Annotated in this window: 8 protein-coding genes; all 8 read right to left on the bottom strand. The window is 67.0% G+C overall.

Going from position 1 to position 12,432, the window contains the following annotated elements; genetic code table 11:
- Positions 1–53 precede the first annotated feature (53 nt).
- Entirely contained in the window at positions 54–2,051 is a 1,998-nt protein-coding gene (locus G3N93_RS00815) for an acetoacetate--CoA ligase (RefSeq protein WP_206132075.1), read from the bottom strand.
- On the bottom strand, positions 2,045–2,899 hold the full coding sequence (locus tag G3N93_RS00810; protein WP_206132074.1) for a hypothetical protein: 855 nt from the start codon (positions 2,897–2,899) through the stop codon (positions 2,045–2,047). The genes G3N93_RS00815 and G3N93_RS00810 overlap by 7 nt, the downstream gene beginning before the upstream one ends.
- A 121-nt stretch (positions 2,900–3,020) precedes the next feature.
- Positions 3,021–5,267 (bottom strand): hydantoinase B/oxoprolinase family protein, encoded by a 2,247-nt coding sequence (locus tag G3N93_RS00805; RefSeq protein ID WP_206132073.1) that lies wholly within the window; start codon positions 5,265–5,267, stop codon positions 3,021–3,023.
- Between the two features lie 14 nt (positions 5,268–5,281).
- Positions 5,282–7,411: a hydantoinase/oxoprolinase family protein gene (locus G3N93_RS00800; RefSeq protein ID WP_174981883.1), complete on the bottom strand. Its 2,130-nt coding sequence runs from the start codon at positions 7,409–7,411 to the stop codon at positions 5,282–5,284.
- A 19-nt stretch (positions 7,412–7,430) separates the two neighbouring features.
- A complete protein-coding gene (locus G3N93_RS00795; RefSeq protein ID WP_011354810.1) occupies positions 7,431–7,895 on the bottom strand; it encodes an acetone carboxylase subunit gamma in 465 nt (154 codons plus the stop codon).
- Positions 7,895–9,892 carry a hydantoinase/oxoprolinase family protein gene (locus G3N93_RS00790; protein ID WP_206132072.1) on the bottom strand — a complete coding sequence of 666 codons (1,998 nt, stop codon included), beginning with the start codon at positions 9,890–9,892 and terminating at the stop codon, positions 7,895–7,897. The genes G3N93_RS00795 and G3N93_RS00790 overlap by 1 nt, the downstream gene beginning before the upstream one ends.
- A gap of 252 nt (positions 9,893–10,144) precedes the next feature.
- The gene (locus G3N93_RS00785; RefSeq protein WP_206132071.1) at positions 10,145–10,960 is read right to left on the bottom strand and encodes an SDR family oxidoreductase; all 816 of its coding nucleotides are present in this window, start codon (positions 10,958–10,960) and stop codon (positions 10,145–10,147) included.
- Positions 10,961–10,994: 34 nt separating this feature from the next.
- Complete coding sequence (locus tag G3N93_RS00780) at positions 10,995–12,080, bottom strand: porin (protein WP_206132070.1); 1,086 nt, start codon at positions 12,078–12,080, stop codon at positions 10,995–10,997.
- Between the last annotated feature and the right edge of the window lie 352 nt (positions 12,081–12,432).

The raw sequence follows: 12,432 nt of genomic DNA, 5'->3' as shown, positions 1-12,432 counted from the left end.
GGGGTCGTCGTCGCCTGGCGCGGCGGCCGCTTCGGGAAGCGAGGCAGTCGCGCTCATCTCGGCACCTCGGCGGCAAACGCGACGTAGGCATCGAGCGCGGCCGGATTGGCCATCGCGTCGCGGCTCGCCGCCTGCTCGACCGGACGCCCCATCAGGATCTTGCGCACGGGCACCTCCATTTTCTTGCCCGTCAGCGTGTACGGTATCTGCTCCATCGCGACCATCGTGTCCGGCACGTGGCGCGGGCTGCATAGCGTGCGCAGCCGCTCGGCGATGCGCGCGCGCAGCGTGTCATCGAGCGTTTCGCCATTGCGCAGCCGCACGAACAGCGGCATGAAGAAACCGCCGCCCGGCAACTCGCAGCACACGACCAGGCTGTCGGCCACCTCGTCGATCTCCTCGACGACGCGATAGATCTCCGCCGAGCCGATTCGCACACCGTATCGATTCAGCGTCGAATCCGCGCGCCCGTAGATGTAACAGCCACCATCGCGCGTGATACGCATGAAGTCGCCGTGCCGCCATACGCCGGGGAAGGTTTCGAAGTACGACTCGCGATAGCGCGTGCCACCGTCGTCGTTCCAGAAGAAGATCGGCATCGACGGGGCCGGCTGCGTGACGACGAGCTCGCCCACTTCGTCGACGACCGGCTGCCCGTCGTCGTTCCACACGTCGACCGCCATGCCGAGCATGCGCGCCTGGATCTCGCCCGCGTGCACCGGCAGTGATGGCACCGCGCCCACCAGCCCGCTGCACAGCTCGGTGCCGCCCGATTGCGACGTGACCCACAAGTCCTGCTTCACGTTGCGGTAGAACCACGCGAACGTCTCGGGCGTGCTCGGCGCACCGGAGAGCAGCACGCTCCTGAGCGCCGACAGGTCGAACTGCCGCCCGGGCTCGATGCCCGACTTTTCCATCATCTGCACGAAGGTCGGGCTGCCGCCGAAGCAGGTGGCGCCGGCGTCGGCCGCGAGCCGCCACAGACACTCGGGGCCGCCGTGCATCGGGCTGCCGTCGTAGAGCACGGCGGAGGCACCGGTCAGCAGCGAGGCGACCAGCAGATTCCACATCATCCAGCCGGTCGTGCTGTAGAAGAACATCACGTCGCCCGGGTGCAGGTCCACATGCAGATGCATCAACTTCAGGTGCTCGGCCAGGATGCCCGCATGACCATGCACGATCGCCTTCGGCAAGCCCGTGGTGCCCGACGAGAACACGATCCACAGCGGATGATCGGCGCCGACACGCTCGAAGCGGAACGTATCGGCCGGCACGTCGGGGCCGGCGAGCAACGCGTCCCATGCGTGCACCGCGCACGGCAGCGACGTCGCATCGGCCGGCATCGCATCCGCCACGTTCGGCAGCCGGACGAGCGTCTGCAGCGACGGCAGCGACCGCGCGATCTCGGCGACCTCGCGCCGGCGATCGAATACCTTGCCGCCGAAGTGGTAGCCGTCGGCGGCGATCAGCACCTTCGGCGCGATCTGCTGGAAGCGGTCGACGACGGTGCGCACGCCGAAGTCGATCGCAGCCGACGACCATATCGCGCCGATGGCGGTCGTCGCGAGCATCGCGACCGCGCACTCGGGCACGTTCGGCAGGTACGCGACGATGCGATCGCCCGGCACCACGCCGAGGTCGCGCAGGCGCGTCGCGAAGCGCCGCACCTGGCTCGCGAGCTCGGCGAGCGACATCGTCTGCAGCGGTCGCGTTTCGGAAGCGTAATGAAAGGCCGGCGCCGCACCCGCATGCGCGGCGTTCTGCAGCACATGCTCCGCGTAGTTCACGCGCGCATCCGGAAACCAGCGCGTATGCGGCATCGCCGCGCCGTCCGTCACGCGTCGCGCCGAGCCGTCGTACTGCACGCCGTACCATTGCCAGATCGACGCCCAGAACGCGTCGGGCTCGCGCACCGACCACCGCCATAGCGCGTCGTAGTCCGCGAATGCCAGATCGCGATCGGTCGCGAGCCAGTCGAGATAGCGGGCAAGATGGGAGCCGCGCACGGACGTCTCGCCGGGCGTCCACAGCAGTTCGCCTTCGTTCACCATGTCAATCGCCTTTCATGTAAGAGCGCGAGCCGTTCGAGAACGGTCTCCGGATGTGCCGCAGCGGGAATCTCGGCCACGTCGAACGCCTTGGGTTCCGGCGCCGGCAGCGCGCCGTCTTGCCAGAACGAGTCCGGCACGACGATACCGGCCGTCCCGGGCCCGCATCGCGTCGGCGCGATCGTGAAATCCGGCCCCTGGCCGTCGGCAAACGTCACGGCCGCCGGCCATTGCATGCCCCAGTCCCAGCCGTAATGCGTCGCGACGTTCGCGACGGGTTGATACAGTTCGAGCCACAGCGCGGTTTCGTCGGCCTCCCAGGTACGCGACTCGTGCAGCAGTACCGCATCGACACCCGCCGTCGCGAACGCCCGCAGGAAATCCGCGATGCTCGACGCCGCCGCATCGGCGGCATCCTCGTCGACCTCGCCGTGCGGCGAGCCGCCTGCCGATGCAAGCGCCCGAGCCGCCCAGTCGCGTGGAGACGGCAGCACGAGTGCAAAGATCGCATCGCGCAACGCCGCGCGCAACGCGCCCGCCAGCGCGACCGCGTGCTCGCGCAGCGGCGTGCTCGCGAGACAGGCCTTCAGCGGCAGATGCGCGCGCTTCGTGTTCGCAGCCATCGCGTCCTGCAATGCCGTGTCGCGCGTCAGCCATGCGGCGGCAAGCTCCGCCAGCGGCAAAGTGAGCACGTCCGATCCGAGCAACCCGTGCGCCTGGCGTGCCCACGCGACGCACGCGGCACTGTCGAGCCACGCCGCCCTGCCGCCCGCGAGCAACGGCACGCTGTAGCCAGCGTGATTCAGCCAGAGCGGCCGGCGTACCCGAGCGGTATCGATGAGTCGAGACATGATGCCTTCCAGTTCAACATGAGGCCGGGTGGCCGTCAATCACGCGACCGCCGCCCGTCCTGCAGAAAAAAGCGTCCGGCGCGGCGGCTCTCGCCCGCCGCGCCTCGGCCGTGGCGCCGGCTTATGCCAGCGCCGCCTTGTCGGCCAGCTGCGCCTCCAGTTCCGCGATGCGGACATCCTTCGGATCGAGCATGAAGGCGCCCTGGATCGCGTCCGCCGGCATCCTGACGCGCTGGCCCAGCGTCGTCGCGTAGATCTCGGTGCGGTCGTTCCAGCTGCCGAAGTACGGCAGCGTCGCGGGCGGCTCCGGCGTCACCCAGGCATCGCAGAACGCGTCGAACGGCTTGCCGCGCGCAATCCGTGCAAGCCGTTCGGCCGCCCGCGCTTCCGCCGTTGCCTCGACATCCACGACGAGCGTCTCCTCGTCGTAGACGACCTTGTAGATGTCACGCGCGTTCTCGTGCGACATCAGCTCCTCGCGCAGGTCCTTCATCACGAGCGCCGGATCGCGTTCGAGCACGTCGCCATAGCCGCCGCCCGAGCCCTGGCAGATCATGTAGATCTCGCCCTCGTTGCAGATCTCGAACGTCATGCCCATGTCGTGGCTGCTGTACTGCGCGCCCGGAATCGGCCGCTTGTTCATCAGCTCGACGATGTCGAACGTGTCGACGGCCTTCGGGTTCTCCTCGAGTACCTTGAAGATGTTGATGCCCTTGATCTTCATCAGCTGGTAGCTCGGGCACGAATAGCCGCCGAACAGCCCCTGCGCCGACGGAAACTTCGAGCCCTCGCAGCCGGTCATGAAGCCCCACAGCCCGGAACCGCGCGCGGTCGCGATCTGCTCGTAGCCCATCCCGCCGCGATACTTGCCCCAGCCGATCCGGTCCTTCGCGAGCCGTTGCGCACCGAGGCGGATGATCGGCGTGTCCTCTTCCGCGATCTCGTGTTCGCCGGTGTCGCACATGAAGCCGAACACGGGCGAAATCGAATGCTCGCCGTCCGCGTGGCTGCGCGCGCCCTGCCCGTTGCCGTTGATGTCCGCGCAGAAGTTGCCGGTCACGTCGCCGTGCTGCGTCAGGCCGCCGTAGATGAACGTCGCCGCCTGGTCGTACTGCGACGCGATCACCGCCGAGTAGCGATGCGGCAGGCTGTAGCTCAGCTTGTTCATCGGAATCGTCCACACGACGCAGCCCTTGAACAGCGGCATCAGGCTCATCGCCTGCGGCATCTCGCCTTCCGCATCGAGGATCGAGTTGCGATCGGTGATGATCTCGATCGGCGACAGCACGGCCATCGTATGCGGCAGGTCGGGCCAGATGTTCTGCAGCAGGCCCGTGCACAGCGCCGCCTTGAACGACGCGATGTTGGTATTGACCGAACGGTTCATGAACTGCGGCGCCGAGCCGCGGAAATCCATCACCATCCGGTCGCCCTTCACGGTGATCGCGCACGAGATCTTCTGCAGCGCGTTTTCGCGCAGGCTCGAATCCATGAACTGCAGCACGCGCGTCGTGCCGTCGGGCAGTTCGCGAATGCGGCGCCGCATCTCCGTTTCGACGTCTTCCAGGTGCGTGCGCAACGTGCCGATCAGCGCGTCGCGCCCATACTGGTCGAGCAGCGCGATGATCCGCTCGCGCAGGCGCAGCACCGCGTGCAGCTTCACCTTCATGTCCTCGAGCTGCAGGCGCGGGTCGCGCACCGAGTTCTGCAGGAACGTGACGAGGTCGCGCTTCAGCTCGAAGTTCTCGACGATCTTGAACGGCGGCATCTTGATGCCTTCGTCGTACTTGCTCTCCGCCTTGGCCGGCAGCCCGCCCGGCTCGGTCGAGCCGTTCTCGCCCTCGTGAATCGTCGACGACAGCCAGCACACGAGTTCGCCCTTGTAGAACAGCGGCACCATCATCGACTGGTCGGTGTTGTGGATGCCGCCGTAGCGTGCGTCGTTGTGGATGAAACCGTCGCCGTCCTTCACGCCGACCGTCGGGTCGTTCACCCAGTTCTTGATGATGAAGCGGATCGGATAGAAGCAGCACGCGGCGAATGCGATGATCCCGTGCGGCGCGATCATCGACAGGTCGCCCTGCGCGGTGTAGATCGCGGTGACGAGATCGCCCCACTTCGCGCCCGGCGCCGCGCCCATCTGGTTCACCATCGTGAACGCTTCGGACAGCGCCGAGTTGATCAGCCCGCGCACATGGTGGACCTGGTGCGGGTCGACGCCGCGCTCCAGCACTTCGTTCTCCAGCTTCGAGCGCGGCAGGATGCTGTGATTGCGCATGATCTCGGGATCGGGGCCGAGAAACAGCGTGTTGTCGGCGATGAACTTGTCGAGCAGCGCCCGGTCTTCCGCATTGATGTCGTTTTGCATGTCGATCTCCTTGCTTACTTGCGCAGGAACCACGCGCCGCCCTGGGCCGTCGCCTGATAGATCCAGCCCGGCTCGACGAGGAACGTCGTCGCGCGGGTCGTGATGACGGCCGGCCCTTCGATCTGCGTGCGCTCGGCACGGGCGCGGTCGTCGTAGATGGCGGTGCGTTGCGGCCCGTCGTGCCCGACGAAGTGGCATTCGCGGTAACCGACCGGTTCCGGCGGCGGCAGCGGGTTGTCGCTGACCGCGAGCTTCGCGAACTTCACCGACGGCTGTTCGACGTACGCGCAAACACGCAGCGTGTTGATCCGCACGCCGGTTTCCGGGCTTTGCGAGCCGTCCCCGAAGCGCGAACCGTAACTCTCGTGGAACAGCTCCATCAGCGTCAGCACGTCGCGCTGCGTCTTCAGGCGCGAGAGTGGCGTGACGACAGCCGTCTGCACGCGCTGGTTGCCGTAACGCATGTCGAGTTCGAGCCGGTAGCGGATCTGCGACGGGTCCATCCCCTGCCGCTCCAGATCCTCGCGCCCGCGCCGCTCGAGTTCCTCGACGCCGCGGTTGAACGTGTCGAAATCCAGGAAGAACGATTTCGTGTTCGGGTTGAACAGCACAGTCCACGTGTTCATTTCGTGGATATGCATCTGGTTCACCGTCCCTGCACCGCATGCGGAGAATGTCGACGAATACGGCGGCGCCAGCACTTTCGCGACCCCGAGCGCGGACGCGATCCCGCACGCATGCAACGGCCCGTTGCCGCCGTATGCGAGCACCGTGAATTCCTTCGGCTCGAAGCCGCGCGTGCGCAATTCGGTGGCGATGCCGTTCGCCATCGACGCGTCGACCTGCTTCTTGATCAGCTTGGCGGTTTCGATCACGTCGAGATCGAGCACGTCGCACAGGTCGTCCTGCATCGCCTGTTTCGCGCGGCGCGGATTCAGCGGAATGCGGCCGTTCGCGTAGTTCTTCGGATCCAGATAGCCGAGCAGCAGGTCGGCGTCGGTGACGGTCGGATGCTGGCCGCCCCGGTCGTAACACGCGGGACCCGGATCGGAGCCGGCCGACTGCGGGCCGATCTCGACCGTCTTGTACATCCGCTCGTAGCGCGCGATCGAGCCGCCGCCCGCACCCAGCGCGACGAGGTGCACCATCGGCACGCTGACGAGCCAGCGGTCGATCACCGGGTTGAAGTCGTAGAACTTCTGCCCGCCCTGCACGACGATCCCGATGTCGAAGCTCGTGCCGCCCATGTCGGTCGCGACGACGTTGCCCAGCTCGGCGGCCGCCGCCAGGTACTCGCTCGCGGCGATGCCCGACACCGGCCCCGAGTGGACCGTCTGCAGCGCATCGGTCGAGTTGAGTTGCGCCATCCCGCCCGAGTTGTGATTGACGAGCATCGGCTTCGTATAGCCCTGCTGGCGCAGGTTCAGCTCCAGCGTACCGAGCCCGTGGTACATGATCTGATGCAGGAACGCGTCGATGATCGACGACGTCGCGCGCGAATACTCGCCCTTGCGGCCGACCACCTGATGCGACAGCAGCATCGGGATCGCGCCGAGCATGTGCGCCGGGTACTCCTCGAGGAAGATCTCGCGCACGCGCAGTTCGTGCACCGGGTTCACGACGCTGTTCGTGAACATCACGACGAGTGCCTGCGCACCGGCGTCGACGAGCTCGCGGATGCGCAGCCGCACGTCGTCCTCGTCGAGCGTCCAGAACACCTGGCCGACGTAGTCGACACGCTCGCGAATCTCGCGGATCAGCGGAATCGCCACCAGTGGCTCCGGGCGTGCCGCATTCGGAATGTCCATCTGCTCGTGTTCGGACAGCCCTTCCCCGTAGCCGCGGGCACGCGACAGCGGCACCGTGTGCTTGAAGCCCGTCGTGACGAGCAGGCCGACGCGCGGGCCCTTGCGCTCGATCAGCGCGTTGGTGCCGAGCGTCGTCGCGTAGCGCACCGAATCGACTTCCGACAGCAGCTGGGTCGGCGTCAGTTCGAGCTGGCGGCAGGCGTCGGCCAGCGAATCGTTGAAGCCGACCGCCAGATTGTGGTGCGTCGTGAGCGACTTGCCCTCGACGCAATGATCGCCCCATGCCACGAAGCAATCGGTGAAGGTGCCGCCAATGTCGACGGAAACACGTTTCATGATCGAATCTCCCCGTGGCTCAAGTGGACGACGCGTCGGTGCCGGCACCGACTGCGTGGCGATGATGGGCGGCCGCATGCAGCGCGCGCTGCAGCTTCACGCGTTCGAGTGCAAGATCGGGCGCCTGCGCGGGCTCCGTCATCTCCTCGCGATCCTTCCACTGCAGCTTCAACGCGTCGATGTCGAGATCGATGTCGTGCAGCGGCGGATGGCCGGGCGGCAGGTATTCGGCTTCGACGAGCACGCCGCATTCCGGGCAGTAGTATTCGAGAATCCGGCACCAGTCCGGGTCCGGCGAATAAGTGCGCGCGTAGCGGTTCGGATCGAGCAGCGGCTTGTGGATCTCGCGCGGATCGCGATCGTGGACGAGCAGGCCGCGCTTGTAGTTGTCGCGCGCGCTGCCGTGCGCATGACCGCAGCGCCGGCATTCCCATTGTTCCGTGCCGAGATCGATGCGCAGGGTTTCGGTAATCAGGACTTTCATTATTCGTTCTCCGTGCCGCTGCTGAGCAGGATGTCTCCGGCGGAATTGATGTCGAAATGCCAGCCGGCGTCGATGCGCCCCGTGAAGAACGCTTCCTCGAGCACCGCCGGGCCGGCCGCGCGTACCGCGACGCCCTTCGGCTGATCCTCGACGCGGTACAGCGGCAGTTCGGCTTCGCGGCCATCGACCACGACGCGCCGCGTGCCGTGCGCAACGGCGGGCTGGTGGCCGGTCTCGCCGAAGCGGCCGTCCAGCGTCGCTTGCGGCATGCGCTTGATCGCGGTCAGCGACACGGACAGCGTCGCATCCGGTGCAAGCCCGGCCGGCAGCGTCGTGCCGGTCACCGCGTGCTCGCTACTCCGGCCGCTGGCGTCGGTCGCTTCGACCGTATAGACCAACCGGCAGTCGTCGATCGCCGCGTCTTCACCGAACATCGCACGCGACGCCTGCGTGAACAGCGTGTCCATCGCGGCAGCGAGTGCGCCGTCGGTCGCTTCGGCAAGCGGCGCCGAGAAGCTGTGCCCGACATCCGAAAAGCTGATTCCGTAGGCGGAAAACACGGCCGCCAGCCCCGGAATCAACACCCGCTTCACGCCGATCGCCTCCGCGACGCGGCATGCGACGAGCGCCCCCGCGCCGCCGAACGCGGCAAGCGTCGTGTCGGGCCGGATCGACTCATAGGCGGTGAGGCTGTCGGCGACTTTCTTCACCCACGCGGCTTCCATCGCGGCGAGCGCTTCCAGGTCACCCATCTTCAGCGGATCGGCCACATGCGCATGAATCGCCTGGCGGGCGCGCGCCTTGTCGAGCTGCAGCTTGCCGCCGAAGAACGACGCGGGATCGAGCAGGCCCGACAGCGTGAACGCATCGGTGATCGTCGCCTGCGTGCCGCCCAGGCCGAAACAGGCCGGCCCCGGCGCGCTGCCGACGCTTTCCGGCCCTACCGCGATGCGTTCGCCCTCCACGCGGATGATCGAGCTGCCGCCGACGCCCGCACTCACCACGTCGCACAACGCGAACGACGTCGCGACGCCTTCGACGTTGCCGCGCCGTTCCGCGCGCACGCCGCGTTCGTCGACCACGCCGATGTCGGTCGTCGTTCCGCCGATGTCCATCGACAGCAGATGCGTCAGCCCGTAGTGCCGGGCCAGCACGCGCGCGCCCTCCATCCCGCCGCGCGGGCCGGAACTGTAGGTCTTCAGCGCGATCGTCTTCGCGACGCGCCCTGCATAGCCGTCGTTGCGGAACACGAGCAGCGGGCTCTGCGCGCGCGCATCGCGCAGCTTCTGTTCGGCGCTGTAGAGAAAGCGCTCCATCGCCGGATGCAGGAACGCGTTGAACAGTGCGGTCCACGTGCGGCGCACGTCGCTCGCGTCGTCGGCGATTTCGTGTGCATACAGGATCGGCAGCGCGCCGAGCAGGTGCGGCGGAAAGCTGCGCAGCAGCTTGCGCTTCAGCCGCTGTTCGAATTCGACGCGGCCCGGGCCGCCGATCGCCACGACGAGCCGGTTGGCCCCCGACGCCGCGAGTTCACCGACCGCGCGTACCACGTCGGCTTCGGGCGAAGCGCCGGACAGCGTGACTGCGCGGCTGCCGATCACCGCGTCGAACGGGCCGGCAGCGCCGTCGGCTTCGCGCACCTGCGCGGCCGACAGCGTCCCGCCGACCACGAGCCCGAGCCGCGGCCCCTTGCGCTCGACGAGTGCGTTCGTCCCCTGGGTCGTCGAATAGCGGATCGCGGCCGTCGACAACAGCAGCGCCTCCAGGTCTTCGTTGCCGTAGATCGCCACGGACGCCTTGCGCAGCCCGTCGAACAGGCATTGCGACAGGTCGTGCGGCGTGGTCAGCGTCTTCGTGCGGATCACGTTGTCGCCGTCCATCACGCAGATGTCGGTCAGCGTGCCGCCGTTGTCGATGTTGATCAGGCGATGTCGCGCGGTCCGTGTGCCGGACGTGCCCGATGCCGCGTGCTGGATCGAATCGGTTGGGATTGTCATGAGCTCTCTCGCTTCGTGATCGGCCGGTTCAGGCGCGGCCCGGCCGCCGTGCCCGTGCGGCACGGCGCAGGTCGATGGGCGCGCGCGGCTCCGTCATGCAACGGTGCGGCGTCGGAAAAGGAAGGGAATGCACGTCGTCTCCTGTCTGGTTATGTTCGTCGTGGAATCAGTGTAGGCAGCGGCCTGTCGGCCGCCGCCACCCGTCCGGGTAGTTATCGGGTATGGATTGCCCGTATCGGTCGCATCCGCGCGTCAGGCGCCGGCCGACGCGTTCGCGCCCGCCCGTTCGATCGCCGGCTTCACGCTGTCGATCGCGCCGCCGCCGTCACACGGAATCACGGCGCCGGACACGTACGACGCATACGGCGACGCGAGGAACAGCGCGAGGTTCGCAATGTCGTCGGTCGAGCCAAACCGGCGCAGCGGCACGGCCGATTCGGCCAGCGCGAGTTCGTCGTCGGTGCGGGCGATCAGCTTGCGAAAGCCTTCCGTGCCGTCGATCGGGCCCGGCGAGATCGCGTTGACGCGCACGCCGTCGGCGCCCCATTCCAGCGCGAGCACGCGGGTGAGCTGGTCGATGCCGGCTTTCGCCGCGGACGCGTGTGCCTGATGGCGCATCGGCACCGTCGCCTGCGGTGCGGTGATGCTGATGATCGACGCGCCCGGCTTGCGCAGATGCGGATAGGCCTGCCGCATCACGTTGAACGAGCCGATCAGGTCGATATCGATGACCGTGCGGAAGCCGTTCGCCGACATCGCGTTCGCGTCGCACAGGAAATTGCCCGCCGCGCCGGATATCAGCACGTCGATCAGGCCGAATTCGCGCACCGCATCGCCGAGCGCGGCGCCCACCGCGTCGAAATCGCGGACGTCGGCGCATGCGCCGTACACCGACGCATGGGTCGTGCGCAGTGTCTTCACCGCAGCGTCGACGTTCTCGCGCTTGCGGCTCGCCACGCTGACAGCCGCGCCGCATCGCGCGAATGCTTGCGCGATGCCGAAGTTGATGCCGGTCGTGCCGCCGAAGACGAACACGTGCCGTTGCTCGAAACCTATCTCGATCTGCATGCCACCCTCCTGTCGATAGCTGGGAATCCCGTCGTCAGAACAGGTGGCGCATGCCGAGCACGGTGCCGAACGTCGACCCGTTCGCGCCGTACAGCGCACCGTTCGTCGACAGCCCCGTATTCATCTTGCCGTGGTTGTTCACATAGCCGAGCTGCCCGTACAGCAACGTCGCCTTCGACAGGCTGTAGGTCAGCCCTGCCGCAGCGAGAATCGAGTGATTGTTCGTGTCGTTGCCGTCGCTCGTGTACCAGACGCCGGCGTCCGCGCTCACGACCGGCGTGAACTGATAGGCGGCGCCGCCGCCGTAGACGCGGCTGTCGAACGAGCCCGCGATCTTGTAATTGACGTACGCGGCTTTCACCGTGAGCGCGTCGTACTGATAGCTCGCGCCGAGCGTGCGCCCGGTAAACGGCACCGTGCTCGGCACCGGCGTCGCCGCGGCCGTGCCGCCCGAGTTGCCGTTGTACATGGCGGCACTGACGAGCAACGGCCCATACGTGTAATTCAGGCTCGCCGAATACTGGCGGCCCGCCTGGAAATCGCCGGCCTTGCCGCCGAGCGCAAGCATCGCGCTGCCCTGCAAGCCCGCCACCACCGGGCTCGTGTACGAAATCGCATTCGCGTTGAAGATCCCCGTCACGAGCACGCCGCCGACATAGATCGGCACGCCGCTGCCGAAGTACGACACGCTGCGCGCGTCGGTGGCGATCAACGACAGCACGAACGGCGAGAACTGGACGCCGGCCTTCACCGTGCCGTAGCTGCTCTCGATCCCCACCCACGCCTGCCGGCCGAACAGGTTGCCGTTCGAATCCGCATAGCCGCCGTTCGACACGTCGATGCCGCTTTCCAGCGTGAAGAGCGCCTTCACGCCGCCGCCGAGATCCTCGGTGCCTTTCAGGCCGAACAACGACGGCGTCATCCCGCCGGTGACCATCGATACCTGATGCCCGGCATTCAGCCCGGTCTTCGGATCGATCGCCTTGCTCGTATAGAGGACGCCGGCGTCGACGACACCGTAGAGCGTGACACTGCTTTGCGCATGCACGGGCAGGCCGGCCGTGGCCAGCAGCACGCCGGCAACGGACGCGAAACGTTTGCGGGACGGGATGATCGTCATCGGGAATGTCTCCTGTTCTAGCCTCTGTTTGTTGGATACCTGTGCTTCGCTGTTGCGAATGTCCGCCGGACCGGATGCCGCGGCTTGCCCGGGCCCGGTCGTCACGCGGCGGAGTCCGACCGTCCGTGCACGTTGATCGACAGGATTGCCGTCGACGCGCATGCGTCAATCGGAAGCAGGACGAAACAAATCACGTCCCGTGCACCTGTTTTTGCGCGGGAGTCACGACCCGGCGGTATCGCCGCCGTTCAGTCGCGTTGTTTCTGGAAAAGGAGTGTAGGTATGGGGGGGACGGGTGGCAGCTACCCGTTCGGGTAGTTTGGGAGCATGGATTCCCCTGATCGGGAATGAC

The organism is Burkholderia sp. Se-20378 (genome assembly GCF_017104665.1).
Classification (GTDB): domain Bacteria; phylum Pseudomonadota; class Gammaproteobacteria; order Burkholderiales; family Burkholderiaceae; genus Burkholderia; species Burkholderia lata.
This window is presented reverse-complemented; position numbering and strand designations above follow the sequence as displayed.